The organism is Shewanella holmiensis (genome assembly GCF_025370255.1).
Lineage (GTDB): Bacteria > Pseudomonadota > Gammaproteobacteria > Enterobacterales > Shewanellaceae > Shewanella > Shewanella holmiensis.
The window spans coordinates 59,977-83,466 of the sequence record NZ_JAMTCD010000013.1; the positions used below are offsets into that span (position 1 = coordinate 59,977).

Annotated in this window: 18 protein-coding genes; 3 read left to right on the top strand and 15 right to left on the bottom strand. The window is 41.7% G+C overall.

The features are described from left to right. Positions 1-202: 202 nt before the first annotated feature. From NE535_RS11195 to gloA2, 4 genes are all read right to left on the bottom strand, one after another. Positions 203-502 (bottom strand): AzlD domain-containing protein, encoded by a 300-nt coding sequence (locus NE535_RS11195; protein WP_261298775.1) that lies wholly within the window; start codon positions 500-502, stop codon positions 203-205. Next, entirely contained in the window at positions 502-1,260 is a 759-nt protein-coding gene (locus NE535_RS11200; RefSeq protein WP_425347457.1) for an AzlC family ABC transporter permease, read from the bottom strand. Before NE535_RS11200 ends, NE535_RS11195 begins: the two co-directional genes overlap by 1 nt. Before the next feature lie 186 nt (positions 1,261-1,446). After that, the gene (locus tag NE535_RS11205; RefSeq protein WP_261298722.1) at positions 1,447-2,370 is read right to left on the bottom strand and encodes an ion transporter; all 924 of its coding nucleotides are present in this window, start codon (positions 2,368-2,370) and stop codon (positions 1,447-1,449) included. A gap of 78 nt (positions 2,371-2,448) precedes the next feature. Then, a complete protein-coding gene (gene gloA2 / locus NE535_RS11210) occupies positions 2,449-2,838 on the bottom strand; it encodes an SMU1112c/YaeR family gloxylase I-like metalloprotein (protein ID WP_261298723.1) in 390 nt (129 codons plus the stop codon). Positions 2,839-3,017: 179 nt separating this feature from the next. On the opposite strand from gloA2, the gene NE535_RS11215 reads away from it, so the two are divergent. After that, a complete protein-coding gene (locus tag NE535_RS11215) occupies positions 3,018-3,938 on the top strand; it encodes a manganese-dependent inorganic pyrophosphatase (protein ID WP_261298724.1) in 921 nt (306 codons plus the stop codon). 227 nt (positions 3,939-4,165) lie between these two features. Here the strand turns inward: NE535_RS11215 and NE535_RS11220 are convergent, their stop codons facing one another. Further along, entirely contained in the window at positions 4,166-7,231 is a 3,066-nt protein-coding gene (locus tag NE535_RS11220; protein ID WP_425347455.1) for a transglycosylase domain-containing protein, read from the bottom strand. Positions 7,232-7,439: 208 nt separating this feature from the next. On the opposite strand from NE535_RS11220, the gene NE535_RS11225 reads away from it, so the two are divergent. Next, on the top strand, positions 7,440-8,315 hold the full coding sequence (locus NE535_RS11225) for a DUF72 domain-containing protein (protein WP_261298725.1): 876 nt from the start codon (positions 7,440-7,442) through the stop codon (positions 8,313-8,315). Positions 8,316-8,516: 201 nt separating this feature from the next. Here the strand turns inward: NE535_RS11225 and NE535_RS11230 are convergent, their stop codons facing one another. The 9 genes from NE535_RS11230 to NE535_RS11270 form a co-directional block, all read right to left on the bottom strand. Then, positions 8,517-11,642: an efflux RND transporter permease subunit gene (locus NE535_RS11230; protein WP_261298726.1), complete on the bottom strand. Its 3,126-nt coding sequence runs from the start codon at positions 11,640-11,642 to the stop codon at positions 8,517-8,519. Then, positions 11,639-12,835, bottom strand: a complete 1,197-nt coding sequence (locus NE535_RS11235; protein WP_261298727.1) for an efflux RND transporter periplasmic adaptor subunit — start codon at positions 12,833-12,835, stop codon at positions 11,639-11,641. The genes NE535_RS11230 and NE535_RS11235 overlap by 4 nt, the downstream gene beginning before the upstream one ends. A gap of 3 nt (positions 12,836-12,838) precedes the next feature. Next, positions 12,839-14,221: a TolC family protein gene (locus NE535_RS11240; protein ID WP_261298728.1), complete on the bottom strand. Its 1,383-nt coding sequence runs from the start codon at positions 14,219-14,221 to the stop codon at positions 12,839-12,841. A gap of 336 nt (positions 14,222-14,557) precedes the next feature. After that, the gene (locus NE535_RS11245; RefSeq protein WP_261298729.1) at positions 14,558-16,168 is read right to left on the bottom strand and encodes a bifunctional aspartate transaminase/aspartate 4-decarboxylase; all 1,611 of its coding nucleotides are present in this window, start codon (positions 16,166-16,168) and stop codon (positions 14,558-14,560) included. Between the two features lie 90 nt (positions 16,169-16,258). After that, complete coding sequence (aspT, locus tag NE535_RS11250) at positions 16,259-17,962, bottom strand: aspartate-alanine antiporter (RefSeq protein WP_261298730.1); 1,704 nt, start codon at positions 17,960-17,962, stop codon at positions 16,259-16,261. A 723-nt stretch (positions 17,963-18,685) separates the two neighbouring features. Further along, on the bottom strand, positions 18,686-19,717 hold the full coding sequence (gene pyrC / locus NE535_RS11255) for a dihydroorotase (RefSeq protein WP_261298731.1): 1,032 nt from the start codon (positions 19,715-19,717) through the stop codon (positions 18,686-18,688). 286 nt (positions 19,718-20,003) lie between these two features. Next, positions 20,004-20,777 carry a TIGR04219 family outer membrane beta-barrel protein gene (locus NE535_RS11260; RefSeq protein ID WP_261298732.1) on the bottom strand — a complete coding sequence of 258 codons (774 nt, stop codon included), beginning with the start codon at positions 20,775-20,777 and terminating at the stop codon, positions 20,004-20,006. Between the two features lie 2 nt (positions 20,778-20,779). Then, on the bottom strand, positions 20,780-21,751 hold the full coding sequence (locus NE535_RS11265) for a DUF2333 family protein (protein ID WP_261298733.1): 972 nt from the start codon (positions 21,749-21,751) through the stop codon (positions 20,780-20,782). Positions 21,752-21,763: 12 nt separating this feature from the next. Beyond that, positions 21,764-22,252, bottom strand: a complete 489-nt coding sequence (locus NE535_RS11270) for a copper chaperone PCu(A)C (protein ID WP_261298734.1) — start codon at positions 22,250-22,252, stop codon at positions 21,764-21,766. A 35-nt stretch (positions 22,253-22,287) separates the two neighbouring features. On the opposite strand from NE535_RS11270, the gene NE535_RS11275 reads away from it, so the two are divergent. Continuing rightward, on the top strand, positions 22,288-23,028 hold the full coding sequence (locus NE535_RS11275; RefSeq protein ID WP_261298735.1) for an enoyl-CoA hydratase-related protein: 741 nt from the start codon (positions 22,288-22,290) through the stop codon (positions 23,026-23,028). Positions 23,029-23,117: 89 nt separating this feature from the next. Here the strand turns inward: NE535_RS11275 and NE535_RS11280 are convergent, their stop codons facing one another. After that, a complete protein-coding gene (locus NE535_RS11280) occupies positions 23,118-23,318 on the bottom strand; it encodes a PspC domain-containing protein (RefSeq protein WP_261298736.1) in 201 nt (66 codons plus the stop codon). Between the last annotated feature and the right edge of the window lie 172 nt (positions 23,319-23,490).

Sequence of the window (23,490 nt, forward strand, 5' to 3'; positions counted from 1 at the left end):
CTTATTCATCAGGATAGATTTGTTATTTTTCATTACCTTAGCATATCGACAAAGTCGCATACTAGGGACTGTTGTTAATAACCCACACTACCGTAAACTTAATACACTTCGATGACAGTACATTACGCTGGCAAGCTTGATTAGGTTTAAAATTTTATGCTCAAATTAGCATTAATCCAACGTTTGGCTGATCAACGCTAACTTACAGCATAAAAAACAGTCCCATGCTGATCACTATCGTTAACAGGGTATTTTTAGTAAACCACGCCAGTAATGTGGCAACCAGAGCGCAGATGAGATAAGGATTAGAAAGCGATAAATCCAGTTGGTTATTTGGGGCAAACACTATCGGCGCAAAAATAGCGGTTAACACTGCGGGGGCGGAATAACTTAAAAACGTCAGTGTTTTTTGGCTTAATCTAATCGGTACTCTCGGCTCAAGTAACGCATGACGACTGGCAAATACGATGATTGCCATCAATATTATGGTTAACCAAATCATCATTTTGTCTCCTCAATTGACACGGGCTTATCTGGTTTATCTGATCCAGCCGAATCATGCACTGACTCTGCGGTAATACTGGCGTAACCGTACCCCGCAAACATCCCCGTAAGCGTGGCAATTAATAATCCTGATTGTATTTCTAACACTGCGCACACCACTGCCAGTACTAACGATACCAACACACAAATCAATACCGAAGGCTTAGTGACGCTTGGCACTACAATGGCAATAAAAGTGGCAGCAATGGCGAAGTCGAGCCCTAATTCACCCAAATTATCAATATTTTGCCCTGCAACAATGCCAATAAAGGTGGCAATATTCCAACCTAAATAAAAGGTTAATCCACCACCTAACGCAAACCAGCGATCAAACTTGTGCTGCTGCCCCTGATTCGCAATGGCAAATAGCTCATCGGTTAATAAAAAACCCAAAGATAAACGCCATTTTAATGGTAATGGGCTAATGCGGTGACGCATTGCCATGGCATATAGCACATGGCGTGAAGTAATTAACAAGGTTGTGATAAGAATACTGCCCAAGCCCACACCGGCTTTTATCATCCCAAGGGCAACTAACTGGGCGCTGCCTGCAAAAATAATGGCTGACATTGCCTGACTTTGTAAGCCAGTTAAACCTGTTTCAAGGGCGAGCGAACCCGCTAAGATACCCCAAGGGATAACCGCGATAGTTAACGGCATGACCGCCAGTGCACCAAGCCAATATGACTTAGCGCGGCTATGGTTTTGAGCTTTAATATTATTTGCAGATAATGGCAATGGCATTCCTTGTAAAAATGAAGAATCGATTAACCGTAAGATTGAATCAAATTGAGTTGAATGAGGTAAAGCTAACTTAACCTAACTGAATTAGATAAAAAAAGCCCCTGATAAAATATCAAGGGCGAGGTGTTGTGAGCGGATTTGAGAATATTTAACCTGACGTTAAGGCTGGCGTTGTGTGTTTTGTTGCTGAAGTAATAAAGCCGTCAGTTGATCAATTTTTGCATGCAGCTGTTTTATTTCTGCCGCTGTTGCGGGCCTATTTTCATTATCAGCAACTCGCTCACTTGTTTGTTCCAATCCATTAGGCGCTGTTATGCTGCCAACATTTTCAGTGGTCAATATGCCCTGCTGCTCAATGGCGAGTTGCAACTTGGCTTCACTCATTAAACGACTTTCTTCACTCATCACATCTAATACCGTGCCCACCATCATGTTTAAAAAGGTAAAGGTCGTCAAGAAGATAAAGCTTAAATAAAACATCCAGCTGAGTGGGTATACGGCCATGGTTTCGTACATAATCGATGTCCATGATTCGAAGGTAGAAATACGAAACAAGGTCAACATGGCAATAGACACATCTCCCCATAAAAATGCATTAATATGCCCGAATAACATGCTACCCACTGCGCCATAAATATAAAAAATCACAAACATCAGTAACACTATGTAGCCCATGCGTGGGATAGCTTTAAATAAGGCATTAATCAGCATTCGCAGTTCTGGCACCATAGACACTAAACGCAACACGCGGAAGATTCTCAATAATCGTGCTAATAATACGGTTGAACCTCCTAATGGAATTAAGCTGCCAATCACAATCACAGTGTCAAAAATATTCCAACCCTTAGAGAAAAAGCTTTTAGGTCCGTCGCTAGCTAGGTAGCGAATAATTAACTCGAACAGAAAAAATACCGTAATACCGATATCTAGCACCAGTAAGCTTTTTTCTAGCCATGGCGGTAAATGATAGGTGTGAGCACCAATCGATAATGCCGACACCACAATGACAAAAATCACAAAGCCCTGGAAGGCCTTACTTTGATCAATGATTTTAAGTTTATTTTGTATGGCGGTAACAGACATAAAAATCAGCGCTCCTGCAAACATAAGTACAACGGATAAAATGTTGCAGGAGACTACAGAGCTAGGCTTAATTTTGCCTTAAAAGTGGTGAGAATAAAGTTCTAAAGGTAAACCGTCAGGGTCATTAAAAAACGTGAAGCGTTTTTCTGTGTATTCATCAACCCTAATTGGCTCTACATCGATATTGTGTGACACCAAATACGCGACAACCTGCTCAATATCATCAACCTTAAATGCTAAGTGGCGTAACCCTTGTGCCTCCGGATAACTGGGGCGAACTGGCGCATGGTTAAACGAGAAAAGCTCAATTTGGCTGCCATCGGGTAAGGCTAAATCCAACTTATACGAGTCCCTTTCAGCGCGATAGTTTTCAGCTAAAATAGGCAAACCAAGTATGTGATGGTAGAAGTGCTTCGAGCGGGCGTAATCGCCACAAATAATCGCCACATGATGAATACCCAGTAACATAAAAATTCCATTGCAAAGCATGTGAATGCTGATGTTATAGCACACCTAAGCTCAACGCGAGGTTGGAATGACGGCTTATGTGAGGTTTTTAACTCGCCATAATAGCTTTTTTTCGTATAAGGATTGGTCAAGCATTTAAATCTTGCTAAAATCGGCGCAAATTTAGAGGAGTCTTAACAATGTCAATGTATGTAGTGGGTCATAAAATCCCTGATTCAGATTCAATTTGTGGTGCAATCGCGTTAGCTTATTTAAAAAATCAAATTGGCGAACCTGCAATTGCTGCACGTTTAGGTGAGTTATCACCTGAGACGGCATTTATTCTAGACCGTTTTGGCTTTGACGCTCCTGAGTATAAAACCAGTTACGCTGGCGAAAATGTCTATATTGTTGACCATTCTGAGATCACCCAAGCGCCAGACGATATAGCTCAAGCCACTATCGTAGGTATTGTTGATCATCATAAGCTAGGCGATTTAACCACATCTACACCGTTAGAGTGTTGGATCCGTCCAGTGGGCTGTAGTAACACTGTGATTAAGATGATGTATGATTTCTATCAAGTAGAAATTCCAGCAAACATTGCTGGCATCATGATGTGTGCCATTTTAAGCGATACCGTTATTTTCAAATCACCCACCTGCACTACTGCTGATATTCGTTGCGTTGAAGCACTAGCTGAAATCGCCGGCATTGAAGACTTTAAAGAATTAGGCATGGACATGTTTAAAGTGAAGTCTGCTGTTGAAGGTACACCTGTACGTGATCTTGTGATGCGTGATTTTAAAGACTTCAACATGAACGGTAATCTAGTGGGTATTGGCCAATTAGAAGTAATCGACTTAGCTGTATTTGATGCTATTAAAGCTGATTTAGCAGCAGATATTGCGGCACTTAAACAAGAAGGCAATCGTCACAGTGTGTTATTGCTACTGACTGATATTATGAAAGAAGGCAGTGAAATGCTGGTTATTTCTGACAGTGCCGACTTAACTGAGCGTGCTTATGGCAAAGCGACGGTAGATGGTAAAGTGTGGTTAGATGGTGTGTTAAGCCGTAAAAAGCAAGTTGTGCCATCACTTCAGGAAGCATTTGCTTAAGCCTGCAACCATAGGTGTTAATCCGTTAAGTTGAGTAGACTAACGGAGATAAAAAAAGTCAGCTATTATTAGCTGACTTTTTTATTGGCTTGTTTCTAGTAACAGACTGTCAATTTTAGCACGTGTCGCGACAGTGGTTTTTTCTTGTTTTAGATAACGCGTGGCTCGGTTGAATAAATTGCGGCTAAACAATCTAAGCCACAATTCATCAACAATCAGTATAATGCTTACTCAGGTTCATCGGCTAAACATAAAGGTTGAGTAGCGAACAATTGCGGTGTCAGTATTGGCAACATGCCCTTAAGCACTTGCAAAGGTAATGCTGAGGTAAAACTGAAATCATCTGCTTTGGATCCCGGTACGAAGGCGGTTAAGGTACCAAAGTAGTTATCACCTAAGTAAAACACGAAGGTTGCGGTGCGGTTCATCGCGGTAGATGACACTTTGCGGCCATTGCGTATTTCAGTCGCAATACGGTTATCACCTGTGCCCGTTTTACCTCCTAAGCGTACAATATGACCCTCAGCATTGATAATGCTGTCTTTTAAGCGTCTTGCAGTGCCCTTTTCAACCACATTGGCGAGAGCATTTTTTAACGCCATTGCCACTTCAGGGCGCAAGGCTTGAATCGGCTGTTTAATGTCATTAGCAAACTTCACTTCATACGGAGTGTCTTGGGCAAAGTGCAATTTTTCAATGCGCATGGTTGGGGCTCGCACACCATCGTTTTGAATAATACCCATTAACTCGGCAAGTGCCGCCGGGCGATCGCCAGAGCTGCCTAATGCAGAACCGAGTGAAGGCACGATAAAATCAAATGGATACCCCATTCGTTGCCAGCGCTGATGGATACTTAAAAATGCTTCTACCTCTAACATCACTTTAATCCGTTGATCACGGGCATTTTGATGACGAGTGCGGAATAACCAGCGATAAACTTCAAGCAGTGTTGCCTGACTGTCTTCTAACACCTGGGTTAACTTGGCATCAGGGTAATCATTTAAATAGCTTAAAACCCATAATTCTAATGGATGCACCCGCGCAATAAAGCCCTGATCGGCCAAATTGAATTTATCTTGGCCATATTTATTGTATAGGCTATTGATCTGCTTATCTGTTTGCGGTTTTTCAGGCATTCTTTCGCGCAAAAACTGCTTTAAATCCTCGGTACTTTTATAGGGTTGTAAGTATCGATAAGTAGCCGATAAGCGATGTTCAGACGCTTGCACACCATTAAAGAAAGTCTCTAATCTGGCCTGTGGGGCTAAATTTTGATATTTGCGATAAAAACGGCGGACAAAAGTGCTGCCTTCACGTTTGGCAAAGGCTTTTAAGTATTCTTCACGGCGCGGATCTTTATCATTTCGCAGTAACTGCGCCATACTACCTTCGCTGTTATAACTGCTACTGTAGTTAACTATGTCTTGCATCAGGCGCACAAACGGCAAGTTTACTGAGTCTTGTAAGGCTTCATATAACGTAGGGTTGCGAGTATTTTCTTTCTTTTGAAAGTTGTTAAACGCATGCAAACCACCTCCGGTAAAGAAACGCTCATCAACCGATGCCGAGTACTTTCGTTGTAATGCAGCATCTAACATACGGGTTAAGTTTCTGTCACGGGTTTCAATGAGATAATCGACCACCCAACGAGTAATTTTGTCTTTAGGTTCTACATCTATACGGTATAAATCGGCCACAGTTTTATCTGCAAAACGCTGTTGCAGCTCAGCCACAATATCAAGGTAAGTAGCTAACACCCTTAACTTGGCGGTTGACCCTAATTCAAGCTTACTGCCTTCATTAATATCAAAAGGTTGGTCGGTGCTGTCGGTTTGCACCCTCACCCGATTCACACCGCGATCTTTTTCAAATAACGTAAAGCTATACAACACGTTAGGCAGTTGATCTGGGGTAAGTAATCGCTCACCTAACAATCCAACTTTCTGGGCATTCTCCTGAGTGCCTAGGCCACGTAAGTAATCACCCACTTGCTGCTGTAAATCACCATGGAAAGTTGATTGCACGGTTAAATCTAGGCGGTCTAAATCAAATAAGTTGCTTGATAACATGCCTGCGGTTCTTATCCGCACTGCATTCACCCCTTTGTTATTCGGCTTGTCTGGCACACCTTTACGGCGGTCAAACTTGAGCTTTTGTTGCATCGCCGAGTTCATCAATTGCGGGTCGATTAGTGCATAACTCACCAGTAAACGTAGGTGGCTATCAACCAGTTTTTCTAAATCATCGTGCCCCTGTAATAGGTAGTAAGAGGGGCGACGCTGGGCAATCATTAATGCCACAATTTGCCTAAAAACCTGGCCACGTTCATCAGCGGTTTTAGGATTATGCGGCGACATTAATAACTGATTTGCTCGATTAAAATCGGTTTTAAACCAAGCCCATAAACCATCACCAATACCATGAACTTCGCCAAAGCCTGGCGCTGAAGATAACGGCACTGTGTTTAAGTAGTCTTGAACAATCCGCTGCCTTGCTGCCAAGGTGTTCTCACCTTGCTGATACACGCGCACCATCGCCGAGCCAATTTGCAGTAACTTGTCTTCAATACTGGAGGTTAAACCAAACTCAGAATGACGGAATTTTTCAATCTGGGTCGCCAATGTACTGCCACCCGCTTTTGACATATTAACGCCAACTTTTTCGGCAATTTGCTTAATGCTGGCAACCACAAATCGTGGCCAGTCGATCACGGGGTTGTGGTTAGGCTCAGGATTCCATAGCTCACGGTTTTCAATAAATAATAAGGTATTAGTGACTTCGCTGGGGATAAGATCACTATCTTGATACGCTCTGCTTGGATACAGTGCATCAAATACATTCTCATCACGACAGTCTTTAATGATTAAACCTGATTGGGCTTTTTCATGGTATGGCGGGAAAAAGCCATAGCGGGTGTAGTCCATCAACATGGGCGAAAAGCTGGCTTGCTGTTCAATAATGAAGCCATTTTTAACCAATTTATCTATATACTGGGGTAACTTAGTGTAGCCATGACGAATATCAAATGGCCCATACTGCGGATAAATCACTTTATCGCTAGCAAAAGGCACCACCTGATAAGTCAACTGTGTACCGTAATGGTTAACTAATTTAGATTGATAGTGAGAGGTTTTAACTTCAAAGGAAACAAAAACACCCACCGCCACTAATAAGCTAATGAAAAGAAAGATAAACAGCAGTTTACCTCTACGGCTAGATTTGGCTTTTTGCTTTTGTTGAGAAGATTGAGGCCGATAATTATCAAACTTCATATCTAGATTTGGATCTGACACAATCACTCCATTGAAAACCAAAACTCTGACAACATGCCAGCAATGCACCCGCAATTTGAATATAACACAAAATTGCCACTGCATTTTATCAGATAGCGATAGTGTTGAGATAGATGGGTAATCACTAAGAAGTGTCTTTTTATCGGTTTATGGCCCCAAAAGACCATAAATGTCCATTTTACTAAGATAAGTTAATAGGTAACAGCCAATGAAGTGTGAACCTTTGCTAAGATTAGGCTTAGCCATGTGGTCTCAAACACAGTGGAAACAAAGCCTTTACGGCGATGCGCCCATCTCAGCGCGGTTAGCCCAATATTCACAAATATTTAATACCGTGGAGGGCAATACTACATTTTATGCTTTACCTAAACTTGCTACAGCAATGACTTGGCGTGATGCTGTGCCAGATACATTTAAGTTCACCTTTAAATTACCCAAACAAATCACCCATGATTTACAACTGCAAAATGCCCAAGCAGATTTAAGCCATTTTTTTAATGTCATGGCGCCATTAATTGAAAAAACCGCCATTTGGAAAATTCAGCTACCAGCAACGTTTGGCCCAAATGCACTTCCCACTTTAGCGACGTTTTTACAACAACTACCAGCCAATATGCAGTTTGGTGTGGAAGTACGTCATCGGGCATTTTTTAGCAAAGGCGAAGCGGAAAAAGCACTCAATCGTTTACTGTTCGAACATCAATGTAATCGCATTATTATGGATAGCCGTCCACTATTTGCCGCCGTTCCTAACAACCCTGTGTTAATTGATGCTCAACAAAAAAAGCCTAAGGTACCTGTGCATCCCATTGCCACAGCAAATCAGCCTGTGGTGCGTTTTATTGGCCAATTAGATGAAGATGTTAATAGTGCATTTTTTCAAAAATGGTGTAATAAACTGGCCCTGTGGATTACTGAAGGTAAACAGCCTTATGTCTTTATCCATACCCCTGATAATGTGTACGCCCCAGAATTAGCCGCACGCTTAAATGACATGCTAATAGACACCTTAAGCGATTTACCCACAATCAATTTAATCGACCCAGCGCCCAATCAGGCTGATCAGTTAGACTTGTTATTCTAAACCCACTCAAACCTATATTAGGTTAGCGCCTGAAAAAACTTCGGACACTTAACGCTTTAGTTAAGCAATCCATTGCGATTTATCATTAATGAGCGACTTCTAAGTTTAATCATGCGAAGCCCAAATTAAATGGATAAAAAAGCCAGTTGGGGATACCTACTGGCTTAATAAAACATTTAATCTATTTGATAACTCGGCTAGTTAACTAAAGCTATCAGTATATTGTTGATCAAAAAGGGCTTGGTTGACTTTATTACCTTTTAGACGTTCAACCACCAAATAGTTAACAGGCACTAATATCAAGGTGATAAAAGTGGCAAAGATAATCCCAAAGCCCAATGATATCGCCATGGGGATTAAAAACTGTGCTTGGGTCGATTGTTCTAAAAGCAGCGGCATTAGCCCCATAAAGGTGGTTAAACTGGTCAGCATTACAGGCCTAAATCGTTTGGCTCCTGCGGTTAACACGGCTTGCACTAAATCCATGCCCTCTGCGCGTTTTTTATTAATAAAATCTACCAGCACCAGTGAGTCGTTAACCACAACCCCAACTAAAGCCAGCATTCCCAATATACTGAATATGGTTAAAGGTGAGCCCATAAACCAGTGGCCTATGACGGCACCAATTAAACCAAATGGGATCACACTCATCACTATAAGTGGCTGAATGTAAGATTTAAAAGGTATCGCCAATAGGCTGTAGATCATAAATAAAACAAATACCAAGCCCCATTGTAACGAGCCAAAACTATCACTTTGCTCGCGAGCTTCTCCTTCTAGCGAATGTCTAACACCTGGATATTGCACCATTAAATTATCAAGGTAATCCTTCAGATCCGCTTGCAGTACCGTCATATTGGTATTTTCTTTATCGACGTCTGCAGTCACATTTAACACTCGATATCGATCAATACGCCGAATACTTGATGGGCTTTTTCCTGAAGTCATTGTCGCCACATGGCCTAGCGGCACCTGCATTCCCTGACTCGTAGTGATCAACACCTTTTTAAGGTCGTCCAATGACTGGCGTTCGTTAAGCGGTAAACGCACCATAACTCGAACATCATCACGTCCACGCTGGATCCTCTGCACCTCTGAACCAAAATAATAGCTTCTTACTTGGCTGGAAACCTCTTGACGAGTTAACCCTAGCGCTTTTCCCTGTTCCGTTAGTTCGATTAACAGCTCTTCTTTACCATTAGACAGGCTATCTGAAATATCAAACACCGTCGGATAGGTTTTTAAGTGCTCTTTCACTTTATCTGCAACTTCACTAAGCGTATCCAGAGAGTTAGCATTGAGTTGTATGTCGATAGGATCAGAACTACGTCCAATTTCAGCACGGTAAGTGACAGATTCTGCCCCAGGAATTTCGCCAACACTGCGACGCCATTCGCTCAATAATTGCCGAGAGGTAATGTCTGACTTTCTTTTCTCTGCTGGTGTTATTTCAAACCGCACTTCACCCGCATTGGATATACCGCCGCGGCCACCTGTGGTGGCCAAAATATTAATGATGACACTTTCACCCGTGTCCTCATCGGTATACTTTTCTTGTAAAAATTCAGCTTTGGCAGCAATGCTAATGATATGAGCATTGATCACTTCAAAGGGGGTGCCTGCTGGCATGGTCAAGTCTAGTCGCACTGTTTCACTAGGGATGCGCGGGAAGAAAGTAAACTTAGTCCATCCGGTTGCTAATAAAGCCGCGATGATGAATAACACACTGATAAACAAACTCAAGGTTGCGGCTTTATGCTTTAATGCGATACGTAAAATGGGTTGATAAAACTGAATAATCGCCCGCTCGAAACCATCAGCAAATTGTTGTTGTAGTTGTTCTAGTTTGTTGTAGTTTTCCTTCTCATGACGCAATTTAATATTTTTAAGATGAGCGGGAAGTACGAACTTAGATTCAATGAGTGAAAACAATAATACGGGGATCACCACGATAGCAATTTGCCCAAATATCGCACCGCGTGTGCCTTCAATAAACAGCATAGGTAAGAATGCCGTTACCGTTGTGAGAATGCCAAAGGTCACCGGCGCGGCAACCTCTTGTGTGCCTAATATCGCTGCTTGCTCACCATTTTCAGCCGTTTTAAGGTGAGTGTAGATATTCTCGCCAGTGACAATCGCATCATCGACCACAATCCCCAACACTAAGATAAATCCAAAAAGACTGATTACATTGAGCGATACACCAAAAAAGGGCATAAAGATAAAAGCGCCCATAAAGGATACCGGAATACCAATAAACACCCAAAATGCGATTGACGGCCGTAAAAATAGCGTCAATAGCAAGAGTACTAATATTCCGCCCTGCAGTGCACTGCTAGTTAAGGTTGCAATGCGGTTCTTTACAATTTCAGAATCATCATCCCAATAACTTAATCCATAGCCTTCAGGTAGTGTTGCCTGACGCGAATCAATGTAGTTTTTGACCTTATCGGCAACATCGATCGCGCTTTGCTGGCCAATACGATAAACATCAATAAAAGCGGCTTGCTGGCCGTTAAAGCGAGTTCTGACAGGTGTTTCTTCAAAGCCATCAACCACATTGGCTATATCTCCTAGCCGAATAATGGTGCCATCAGCTGCTGTTTTGATGGCAATATTAGCAAATTCATCCTTGTAGTATGCTTGGCCTTTGGAGCGCAATAAAATATCACCACCTTGGGTTTTTAAATTACCCGCAGAAATATCAGTACTTGAAGCATTAATGGCACGGGAGACTTCTGCTAAGGTTAAATTGTATTGGCGCAATTTGTTTTGTGATAAATCTAGCGAGACCTCATAGTCACGCACACCACTTAAATCTAACTGTGTTACCCCATCAAGGCGAAGCAGCTCATCACGTACAACTTCGGCAAATTGTCTGGTCTCTTTTTCACTATATTTTCCTGTAACCGTTACGGCTATGACTTCACGCTTACGCTGGGCTAGGGCAACAACGGGTTTTTCAGCATCAACAGGAAAGGTGTTAATGGCATCAACACGACTTTTTATGTCTGCCAACATTTCACGAGGGTCGTAACCGCTTTCAACCTCAATAAACACTTGAGATGATGATTCTGAAGAATTAGAAGTGATTTTTTTAATCCCTTCAAGATCTTGCACCGCCTCTTCAACACGAATCGTAACCCCTTTTTCAACATCTTCAGGCGTAGCGCCACGAAGCGATATTCCTACCGACACCATTTCAGACTCAACCGTGGGAAAGACTTCAAGTGGAATACGCGTTGAAAGGGAGCCTAAACCTAATACCAACAGCAGCAACATTAATAGGTTGGCTGCGACATGGTTTTTAGTAAACCAAGCAATCATCTTAGTGGCTCCTGGTTAGTGGTTGCTTTTGCAGGTGAATCACCGGGTTTTGTCTTTGCTAATATCGTCACAGGTGTACCTGAACTCACTAACCCTAGAGTGGTAATAACCAGCTCATCACCACGGTTTAAACCGGTCTTAATGACTGCATCTTGGCTATTTTGCCAGAGAGTGGTGACCTCTTTACGTAATAACTTGCCATCGTTAACCACGTAAACATAGGTGCCTTGATATATCGCTTTCGTAGGAATAACTAACACTTGATCTAATTTTTTACCGGCTATATTTGCGGTCAGATATTGGCCTATTTTTAACGGAATAGGTTGATTACTTTGATAATTAAAAGGTTCGTCAATTTGCGCAACCACATAAAGTTGTTGTGAACTGCTATCTATGGCACCTTCGGTGCGAATTAACTGTCCTTTCCAATTCTGGATCCCGATTAAGTCTGATTCAAAGGTGACAGTAGCCACTTCAGACTTACCTTGCTCAGGCAGTTCCACTAGCGATAAATCACTATTGTTTATAGGTAAACGAATTTCGACATAGTCGGTGGCATAGATAATTGCCAATTGCCCATTGGTTGTCACGACTCGACCAATATCAACATGCTTTTCTAAAATACGTCCCGAAAAAGGTGCTACGATTTTAGTTCGCTCTAATGCTAAGTTGGCTTTATCAAGTTTCGCTTGGTTAGATAGCATAGCAGCTCTTGCTGCCGCTAATTGCGGTTCACGTAACACAAGTGAAGTGGGTTCTCGGCCGTTGCTAAGACGTTGCCAATCAGCCAAAGCTTGATTAGTTCGCGCCTGCTCTTCTAGTAATTGTTGTCTAGCCAGTAGTAATCCCGCTTCAGCAATTTTAACTTCCGCTTGATAGTCTCTGTCATCAAGCTGAACTAACACCTCACCTTTTTCGAAAAAGCCACCTTCACGAAAATTAGGGCTAATGGAGAGGATTTGCCCAGAAGCCTGAGTCACTAACGAGCTTTGCGTTCGTGGCTTTACCACCCCGAAACTGCCCACCTGAACTTGATAATCTTGGGGGTTAAGCACTTGAGTCTCAACCGTCATGGCCGCAACAGCCATTGGTTTTCCACGCTTTGAGGTGGGTGGATTTGCAGTGATAAGTGCAATGATCACAATAGCCAAGACAATAATACCGACTGGGATAAGGTATTTCTTATTCATCATATTTTATTCTTCTTCTGTAACACTGGCATCAAGATCGCCACCCAACGCAAGGTGTAAGCCGATTCGGTTGGCAATAATTTGGTTTTTTAAGCTAATGACGGAGCTTTGAGCCACAAATGCACGATTCTGAGCATCCAATACCGTGGTGTAACTGACCAATCCACTTTGGTATTGCTCAAACGATAAGGTTTCAGCTTGAAGCGCATTATCTTGGGCTTTTAACGTAGCACGATATTGTTGCTGCAGACTGGCATCGAGATCGAGGTTATTTTCAACCACTTCAAAAGCACTAAATAGTGTACTTAAGTACTGCTGTTCTTGTTGTTTGAGGATCAGTTTTTGTTGTTCAGTTTGTGACTTTAACCGGCCAGCATTAAAAATGGGTGCCGTAATTCCAGCAAACACCGACCAAGAGCTATAATCCCCATTTAATAGGTTACCAATGTCACTGCTAACACTGCTGATATCGCCTCCCAACCGTAATGATGGGTAGCGTTGTTTTTGTGTATAAGCGACCAAAGCATCTTGTGCCAACAGCTGATACCAAGCCGCTTGTAGTTGAGGTTTACGTTTAACTAACTCACTGGGCACGCCAATTTTAATCCCCTGAGGCAATAAAGGCAGTGCGGCATCAATCACTAACGCCCCTGCTGGATAACCACCTAACAAACGTTCTAAAGTTCTTATGTCTTTATTAAGTTGGCTGCGCTGTGACAAAAGATTTGAATTTTCACTGTGGAATTCATTTTGAGTTAAATATACATCAAGCGCGGTATTTAGCCCTTGTAGATAGCCCGATTCTATAATCTCAAAATTCAGTTGAGCGTTCTCAGTTCGGCGTTCAAAAAGCTTAACTAACTCTTGCGATGCTACCACTTTGTAGTAGGCGATAATCACATCGGCAACCAATGAATCTCTTGCTTGTTGATAGTTAGCCTGCGCGGTCAATAAATTTAATTTTGATGCTCTGGCACTATCAGATAACTTGCCCCAGATGTCTAATTCATAGCTGAGATCTAAACTCAGATTGTTGATGGTTGACTGAGTGTCATTATCACCACTTCTACGACTATTGGCGGCAAGGCTTAACTCGGGCCAAAAGTTTGAGTCACTGATATTGCGCTGTTGCTTTTTGACTTCAACGTCTAACGCAAGCTGGATCAATTGCTGGTTGCGATTTAGCCCAATACTGATCAGCTCAAACAACTGCTCTGTTGCAATTGGCGTAACCCAAGTTTGATTGTCTTTAAGTGACTTAGCATCGGTATGCCAAGACAGAGGAAGTTGTGGCTTAACCAAAGGGTCATCCACATATGAAGCGCTACTGCAAGCCATTAAGAAAACTAAGGCAGTTGTAACAGCCAGAAGGTTAAAATGTCTGTTCATTAACGGTAAATCCATTTTTATTTTTATTAATGACTTAATGGAGTGAAATTGTTACGTATTTGATTCTAAATAGATCACTATTTAATTAATACCGCTATGATCTAACTTTGCATAGTTTTACATAAGTCCTGCCCAGTGTGTCGATTTTTAGCGTTAATGGTGGGAGTTGATTATTGGGGTAGAGGGTTGCACTACAGCACCGAACCGTATTAACGTTTTGACGCTTGTACACTGGGTATTGTTTGTCAGCTTTTTTACAGACAAAAAAACGCCAACATGATGTTGGCGTTTTTTGTTTAGTGGATGAACGGCTTCACTCGCTAAGGCTTAATTCGACTAGCGAGCTTGATACTCTGCATAATAAGCATCAAGCACGGCTCTTGTTTCACGACCAATTAGCTCATAATCATGGTGAGTTAAGTTGGCTAGTGATACCCGTACTGAAGAGTGAACAACATCAAACCCTTTACCAGGAAGTAAAATCACCCCGGTTTTGTGTGCTAACACAAAGAGGAAGTCTTTACCTTTGTTGTTGTCTTTAAACCATTGTACAAACTCTTCACCGTAAAGTTTGCCACCTAATGTGTCTAACTCGAGTAAGGTATAGTAATCAACACGGTCTTCGTTTTCTTCAATTTCAACGCCCATGTTTTTATACAAGGTTGTGTAACGTTCACGAATAATACGTTTACAGGCCGCTTTGTAGTTATCTTCTAAATCCATTAAACAACTTAATGAAAATAATGCCATTTGCACTTGTTGTGGTAATGCTAAACCTGCTGTGTGGTTTAGGGCTACAGCACGGCTATCGGCAACGATACGGTCAATAAACTTAATGTCTCTTGGTTCTGGCGTTAGCGTTTTATAACGGTTATCTAACTGTAATTGATGTGCTTCTGGTAACGCGCGCATTGCATCATCAAATACGTTTTCATAATGAATACCAATAGTACCTAAACGCCAACCTGTTGCACCAAAGTATTTTGAGAATGAATACACACATAAGGTGTTGTATGGCAGTTTGGCAAATAGCGAAATAAAGTTGTCTGCAAATGTGCCATAAACATCATCTGTGATGATGAACAAGTCTTTGCGCTGTGTGTTAACAAAGTCGGTTAAACGGTCTAGCGTATCGTTTGAAAATTTAACCGATGCAGGGTTTGCAGGGTTAACCACACACAATAGTTTGATCCCGGTATCTGCTAATTTTTCAATTTCAGATTGGGGTAACTGCCATGTTTTTTCATCTAAGCGTAATTCAACAATTTCTAGCTCATATTCAACAAGCTCTGGAATTTCCAAATAAGGCGTAAAGATTGGCGTCACTAACGCCACTTTGTCACCTTTTTTAAGTAAACCATTGTTAAACATTGATGCAAATGTATAAGCCATTGATGCTGTACCACCTTCAGTAGCGAACAGGTCAAAGTCTGTTGTCATTGGCATTGGGCCATACATTTCTTCACCTATGTACTGCTTAACCACTTTTTCAATGTTGGTTAACATACGTGAAGGAACTGGGTAGTTACAGGCTAAAAACGCGTTTACAAATTCGTGTAAAAAAGCTTGCTTATCGATGCCTAAACGGTCATTAGCATAGCTAATTGCTTTTTGTAAAAACTTAACGCCATCTCTGTTTAGGTTTTCTTTTGCAAAAGTGTCAAAACGTTCTACAACGCCAACACCATCAGGAATACCACCAAAACCTTCGTTTAAGTATGAGTAGCTGCGCTCTGACTCTTCGATAGCAAAATCGCCTAAACGTAAGAATGCTTTACGCGGTAAGGTCGCTAAGAAGTTTGGGTTACCACGACCCGCATCTAATAAAATACGATCTGGAACGGCTTTAGCCACTTCAATCAATTTATCTTTTAACTCAAATGGGCTTAAGTTAGCGAATTTAGTGAAATCGATTGTTGGTAACGCTTGGGTGTTTGATGTAGTCATAATATTTTACCTATTTATCAATTTAAAAGGGTGAATTTGGGGTGATAGTCGATAAGAGGAGACGTCACTCTCATCGACTATCTAGGGTAATTATTGGGTTGAAATAATGCCGACAATGATTGGACCCCAAAGGGTGAGTAATACATTGGCGATGGCGTAAGTGACCGTGAAAGCAAATACTGGTGTCGCATTACCTGCTTTTTCAAGTAGGGCTGCAAAGCCTGGGTTAGCACTACGGCCTCCCGCAACACAAGCGAGCGCTTCAATCGGGTTTTTAATCTTGAGTACATAGTACGAAATCAAGAACGAAACAATTTGTGGAATAATGGTTACCGCGACACCTAGGAACAATAAGGTTAAACCGTTTTCTTTAACCATATCGATTGCCTGAGGTCCTGCTTGTAGTCCCACCACCCCGACGAATACGGCTAAACCAAAATCACGTAAGAAGTTAGAAGCCCCTAATGGCAGTGTTGCCATATTAGGTTTACGGCTACGTAACCAACCGACGAACAGACCTGAAACCAAACAACCTGCACCTGAACCAATCGTGACTGGAATACCGGCTATTTCAAAGTTAATCAGACCAATCAATAAGCCACCTACCATACCTAAACCAAACAGTACGTAGTCAGTTGAAAATAATGAAACTAAACGCTTACCAATGCTTTTTTCGATACGGTTAATATCTTTTGCAGAGCCCGTAACTTGAATAATGTCATTTTTATGGACGATAAAGTCGGCTGAAATATTTTGCGAGTTACCACCACGGATCACGTCGGTAACATACACACCACGTAAGGTATCCACGTTAGTTTCAGCTTTAATCTGTGCAAGTGTTTTACCAATTAATTGCTTGTCATTAGCAACAAGTTGACGATTTTCTTCAATTAATACGGTGCCACGTGGTAATGCCACTTCATGCTTGGCTGACTCTATGTGTCCAGCGATAGCTTGGCGAAGACCGGTTACCACTAAGATGTCACCCGCTTTTATCACCACTGATTTATCAATTTCAATGTTTTGACCATCACGTGAAATCATTTCGATAGCGGTATCAAGCAGATCACCGTTTACAGTTTGAATATCTTGACCAATTAATTGACTGTCTGTTGGAATTTTATAAGCACGTGACACAAGATCTGTCATCGCATTAAATTCACCTGGCGCCAGCTCAGGCTTACCGCCAGACATTTTTTCAGCTAGCTTTAGTGCTTCTTCACGGATATCCCACTTCATGAATGATGGAATTAACCATGACACCATTAAAATTGGGCCTAACGAACCAAAGATGTATGTTACGGCATAACCTACTGCAACATTGGTTTGCATCAAGCTTTTAGCTTCTTCGGTCATGCCACCTAATTGAGATATCGCATCACCAGCAGTACCAATAATGGCTGATTGAGTTAAGCCACCCGCCGCAAGACCGGCGGCGGTTCCGCTGTCTAAATCGAATAACTTGGCTGCAACTAGTACAGTAATTAAGCCTGTAACTGTCATCACCACTGCTGAAAGCAGAATATTAATCGTTTTAAAGTTTAATGCCCCGAAGAACTGTGGGCCGCCTTGATAACCTACGGCGTAGATAAATAAAGCGAAAAATATGGTTTTGACACCAGGGTCTATTTGCACACCAAATTGACCGATCAACACACCCATCAATAAGGTTCCGGCAATACCACCAAGGACAAAACGCCCTATGGTTATTTTACCGACTAGGTACCCCAGTGCGAGTGTAATAAACAGTGCAATGTAGGGCGAAATAGCAAAAAGATTGCTGATAGTACTCATAATCAATGCTGCCTTCATTGTTAACTAAATTAGGGACGATGTTTTAAAGGAACATCGCTGGTTTATAGATACAGGTGAGAAACCACATCAAGCTACCAGAACACTGTGACGCTGGTATTACCCAAATGTCTCTCTTTGCCTTGGAAGCGATAATATCGTCGGAGGAATGTTTAAATGAATCGCATTTGATGGACTGAACCATTCAAACACATCAAACAAAAAACAACAAAAAGATAAGTCACTGAAAAATAATCAGTTTTAACATTATTAAATTGAGACTTAAGTGATAAAAAAGTAAAAAACTTTAAAAAACAATCAAAATAATGATTATGTAAAAAATGGTGCCATTAAACTCAGAAAATATACTGATGTTTTATCACCAATATGAAACTGACGGCTTAGGTAAAAGGTGGGGAAGCATCAGAAAATACCGCTTCAAATTCATCAAAAAGGTTGAGGTCGACAGCGCAGCATTAGCGACTTAAATCGTGATTTTCGCTAATTGCACGAATAAAATGTGAATAATAAACAAAAAAACCAGCAATGATGCTGGTTTTTCATATAACGTTGAAACATTAACGATTGATAAAGTGGTTTGATAACAGCTATTTCAAAATAGTTATTTCAACGCTGCGGTTTCGCGACAGTATTCAACAATGCTATCTCAAGGCTCACTTAAAAACCGCTAACCCAAAACTGGAGAGCTATTGTTATGATACCGATTTACTTCACTTTCCAATTAACTTGTTGGCCTGCAAAAAATGGCACAATTGGGTTACCGTTAGGTAAAATGATTTCTTCTGGTACTGTCCAGGTTTCTTTCACTAAGGTGACGGTTCCTGTGTTACGTGGTAACCCATAAAAATCTGCACCATGTAAGCTAGCAAAACCTTCTAACTTATCTAACGCACCTAAGTTATCAAACACTTGCGCATATAGCTCTAATGCACTCCAGGCGCTGTAACACCCTGCGCAACCACAAGCTGATTCTTTACGGTGTTTTTCATGCGGCGCTGAGTCTGTACCTAAGAAAAACTTACTTGAACCCGTTGCCACTGCGGCTTGTAATGCCTGCTGATGAATATTACGTTTTAAAACCGGTAAGCAGAAGTTGTGCGGACGAACGCCACCAACTAACAAATCGTTACGGTTTAATAATAAATGTTGAGGCGTAATCGTTGCGGCTACATTGGTTGACGCAGCGGCAACAAATTCAGCTGCCTCTTTGGTGGTGATGTGTTCGAACACCACTTTAAGCTGAGGCAAGGTTTCGACAATACGTGCTAGATAACGATCAATAAACAACTTTTCACGATCAAAAATATCAATGTGCGATTCGGTAACTTCACCATGAACCAACAACAACATGCCCTGTTCAGCCATCACTTCAAAAATGGGAAACAGTGCATCCAATGCTTTAACCGCTGCATCGGAGTTAGTGGTTGCGCCCGCAGGATATAACTTAGCAGCCACAACACCGACGGCTTTGGCATCAATAATGTCTTGTGCTGTGGTGTTGTTGGTTAAAAATAAGGTCATAAGTGGCTGAAAACTGCTTCCCTGAGGACGCGCGGTCAGAATACGCTCACGGTAATCTACCGCCATTTGAGCGGTAGTAACGGGTGGCACAAGGTTTGGCATCACTATCGCGCGTTGAAATAGTCGCGCTGTTGCTGGCACAGTTTCTTGCAGCATATCGCCATCACGAAAATGTAAATGCCAGTCATCAGGGGTTGTGATCGTAATTTGCGTCATAATGAGTCCTAATTAGTGCCGCTCATTTCAGGTTTAACCATCAAAGTGGGCTAGATAAATGAGCGAGGAAGATGTGTGCCAAATTTGCCGTTATTGTGCCTGAAAACAACTTGGCTTAATAGGTGTGTAATTTGAACGCTGACTTTGCTATGGCAAATAAATACTCATTTGCCGATACCATAATCCCGCTTTATTCACGGTTTGCATTCAACATACTGCTGCGCGGATTTGCAGCTAACAAAAAGGGCACCTGTGATAAGTGCCCTTTGAAAATCAATTTACAACATTAAAATATCAATTCAACACCGGCAAAAGCACCCTTGAACTGCATATCTTGGGTTGTATCAGAGAAACCATTGACATCAAAGTTGAAGTCTCGGTATCCGACACGAACTAGCGTATCTAATGCAACACCATCAAACTGCCAACCAAGACCTGCACTGTAATCATGTACGCCGCTCTCATCTAAACCTAGCATCACGTCAGCAAAAGCAAAAAGCCCTAAGCCCGGCACGCCCACTTGCGCACTACCGTATGCCATCACGACACCACTGTCGATGTCGCGTTGAGTAGCTGTACCGGTTAACCCACTACCTGTAAAACCGTCAACACGAAGTGAACCATGCATTTGCTTATAAGCCGCACCTAAATCTAGCGCAACTAAATCATTGTCTAAAATCTCGTAATACAATACAAAGTCCGTATTACTTAGGTCGTTATAAACAGTTGAAGCACCTGTAAAGTTAACCTGATTGTAGTAAAAGTCACTGCTATCTTTTGAACCTGAAGCTTCTAAACGATTTTCACGGATCTTCAAGTTCGGTACAAGTGGAATTGGATGCTCAATAGCCAACCACACACTGCCCTGTGTTTTAGAACCATAGTCATAATTTTGAGCAGGACCTGTGGCATTACCTGCATTACTGTCAGCATTAAAAGTACCCGATGCATCTGTGTTCCAAATATCACCACCGACTTTAAAACCCATAACAGTTGCAGCTTGCGCTGAAGAAACACTTAACAGCCCAAATAAGGCTGTTGCTACAAGAGTTTTGTTCATTTTTATCCCTGTGAAAGTAAATTAGTTAAATCAATTACTGCTGCGTTTGCACGCGAAATATAATTAGCCATGACAAGTGAATGATTGGCGACCAAGCCAAAGCCATCACCATTCAATACCATAGGGCTCCACACTGTTTCCTGAGTGGCTTCTAGCTCTCGAATAATCTGTCTTAAGCTAACTTCAGCATTTTTCTTTTCTAACACATCAGCAAAATCAACTTCTACTGCGCGCATAAAGTTTAGTAAAGCCCATGCTGAACCACGGCTTTCATGAAATATATCATCAATTTTCCACCAGCTGGTTTTTATCTCATCGCTCATGGCGGAAGGGGTAGATTGACGAGCAGATGTATCACCAGCTAAATCGGTGTTTAATCGGTCTTGCCCTACACTGGCAGATAAGCGTTGCGAAATACTCCCTAGGCGTTTTTGCACTTCTTTTAACCATTCATTTAGGTTATCCGCTCGGGCATAAAACTGTGCTGATGGGTTACCAGTATCGCTAATTCTTGCTTGGTAAAGCTTGACTAACTTTATCGCATCAGCGTACTCGCTTTCAGCACTTGGCACCAACCAACTGGTGTGTTCAATATTAAGCTTTGAATGTGCCGCAGATAAATCTTTATCAGCCGCGGACTGCGACTGCGAACGACTGAACTCTTTACGCAAGGCCAACGCTAAGTCACGTGTTTGCTCTAGCGCACCGAATTCGAACGCGGGCATATTGTCCATCATCACTGAAGGCGGCATCATATCATTTGATAACCAGCCACCCGGTTTATCCAATAAGGTTTCCATGGTGACTATCAATGATTGCGTTGTCGCATAACCGACAATCAATTTGCCCTGCTCATTTTGCAATGCTTCTGGTTCAATTGGACCGGGCTCAATACTCCACCACACACTAACAGCGTAGCCAATTAAGCCTGCAACAGCGGCGACAGAAAATACTTTATTCCTTGTAAACTGCATCAATACGATTCCTTAATGATGGTGATGATGTTCGCTATGATCTTGATGCGATGAGTCAGCATTTTTCAATACAGGCAATTCAACCTGTAATTGCTGGTCATTATCAAATATCAATGTTAATACAACCTTATCGTTTTCAGACAATGGCTTATTTAGCCCTAAGATCATAATGTGATCTCCCGAGGGTTTTAACGCTAAAGCACCATGGGAAGTGATTGGAAAACGTTCTACCTGGCGCATTTTTACCATGCCATTTTCATCAACTATAGTGTGTAACTGTGCTTCTTTTGCTGCCGGCGTTTTCACGGCAATTAAATTTACCGCGTCGTCACCATGGTTTTCTAAAGTTAAGTATGCCGCAGTATTTGGCACTGATGCCGGCATTGCACGCACATGACCGTCGACTAAAATGACATTGGCACTGGCTGTTAACGATACTGATGTTAGCACTAAAAAACTAAACAAGTGTTTGAATATTATTTTCAATGTCTTAAACTCCATTTAATCCCTGCTCGTGTTCACAAAGGAAACAACGAATGAGTCTTATAAAAATGCGTGATGAACAAGGTGTTCGTATCATCAGCTTTAATCGTCCAGACAAGCGTAATGCTTTTAATCTAGAGATGTATCAACAACTCACAGAATACCTTATCGAGGGCGATAGCAACAACGAGATTCGTGCCTTTATGCTACATGGTGAAGGAAATTGCTTCACCGCTGGTAATGATATCGCAGATTTTTTACAAAGTGGCGACTTAAATGAAGATCACCCAACGGTTAAGTTTCTATTCTGTCTTGTTGATTTAAAAAAGCCATTAGTTGCAGCCGTATCTGGTGCTGCTGTGGGTATTGGCACGACCTTATTACTACACTGCGATCTAGTGTATGCCGATAATAGTGCTAAGTTTCAAATGCCTTTTGTCAATCTGGCATTAGTGCCTGAAGCGGCGTCGAGCTTATTGTTACCGTTAATCGTAGGCCAACAAAAAGCGGCTGAACTCATTTTATTAGGTGATGCATTTAATGCTGCAACGGCCTGTGAATTAAATATTATCAATCAGGTTGTGGAATCCGACTTGATTGAATTTGCACTCACTAAAGCTAAAAGATTAGCTAGCCAACCACCAGAATCACTGCAAGCATCTCGTCAATTGCTGCGCTACAACCAACAACAAGTTAAACAACAAATGCAGCTTGAACTAGTGCATTTTGGACAGCGTTTAAAAAGTGATGAATCGAAAAAGCTGTTCCAAGCGTTTCTAAATAAATCATCTTAACCATTTGTACAACAACGCTATTCGCAGTAGCTTGTATTACTGCCTGTCACTGCTCATTCATTCAAGGGATTGTTTGAATGAAAGAGCACTTAATAATGGGTAGATTTTTTATCCAGTAAAACAGATAACACCAAATACGCAATAAGGGTGACAACGGGATTAGCCAATAAAATCAGCGCACTGATGACTCGAACCCACATCACCGACCAGCCAAATTGTTTCGCGAAATAATGACATACACCAGAAACAATTTTAGGCTTGTCGATGAGTTTCTCTACTAGTTTTTCCATTGTATTCCTTAATCTCTTATTCAAAAATTAAACATTATCAGTTGAGTTACTGGGCATGATGCGCAGTTTTGTGAGCAAGTTGGCGATGACGGCGCAACATACAAAGCTCATTAGTGGTAGCAATAAGATTGCTAATAATGGCGTCACCATTCCAAGAGGATCAACAAACATC

Bases quoted from the DNA above. Each gene is read 5' to 3' on its own strand.
- NE535_RS11195 (WP_261298775.1), bottom strand. From the start codon at position 502: ATGATTTGGTTAACCATAATATTGATGGCAATCATCGTATTTGCCAGT.
- NE535_RS11205 (WP_261298722.1), bottom strand. From the start codon at position 2,370: ATGTCTGTTACCGCCATACAAAATAAACTTAAAATCATTGATCAAAGT.
- gloA2 (WP_261298723.1), bottom strand. From the start codon at position 2,838: ATGTTACTGGGTATTCATCATGTGGCGATTATTTGTGGCGATTACGCC.
- NE535_RS11215 (WP_261298724.1), top strand. From the start codon at position 3,018: ATGTCAATGTATGTAGTGGGTCATAAAATCCCTGATTCAGATTCAATT.
- NE535_RS11225 (WP_261298725.1), top strand. From the start codon at position 7,440: ATGAAGTGTGAACCTTTGCTAAGATTAGGCTTAGCCATGTGGTCTCAA.
- NE535_RS11230 (WP_261298726.1), bottom strand. From the start codon at position 11,642: ATGATTGCTTGGTTTACTAAAAACCATGTCGCAGCCAACCTATTAATG.
- NE535_RS11235 (WP_261298727.1), bottom strand. From the start codon at position 12,835: ATGATGAATAAGAAATACCTTATCCCAGTCGGTATTATTGTCTTGGCT.
- NE535_RS11240 (WP_261298728.1), bottom strand. From the start codon at position 14,221: ATGAACAGACATTTTAACCTTCTGGCTGTTACAACTGCCTTAGTTTTC.
- NE535_RS11245 (WP_261298729.1), bottom strand. From the start codon at position 16,168: ATGACTACATCAAACACCCAAGCGTTACCAACAATCGATTTCACTAAA.
- aspT (WP_261298730.1), bottom strand. From the start codon at position 17,962: ATGAGTACTATCAGCAATCTTTTTGCTATTTCGCCCTACATTGCACTG.
- pyrC (WP_261298731.1), bottom strand. From the start codon at position 19,717: ATGACGCAAATTACGATCACAACCCCTGATGACTGGCATTTACATTTT.
- NE535_RS11260 (WP_261298732.1), bottom strand. From the start codon at position 20,777: ATGAACAAAACTCTTGTAGCAACAGCCTTATTTGGGCTGTTAAGTGTT.
- NE535_RS11265 (WP_261298733.1), bottom strand. From the start codon at position 21,751: ATGCAGTTTACAAGGAATAAAGTATTTTCTGTCGCCGCTGTTGCAGGC.
- NE535_RS11270 (WP_261298734.1), bottom strand. From the start codon at position 22,252: ATGGAGTTTAAGACATTGAAAATAATATTCAAACACTTGTTTAGTTTT.
- NE535_RS11275 (WP_261298735.1), top strand. From the start codon at position 22,288: ATGAGTCTTATAAAAATGCGTGATGAACAAGGTGTTCGTATCATCAGC.
- NE535_RS11280 (WP_261298736.1), bottom strand. From the start codon at position 23,318: ATGGAAAAACTAGTAGAGAAACTCATCGACAAGCCTAAAATTGTTTCT.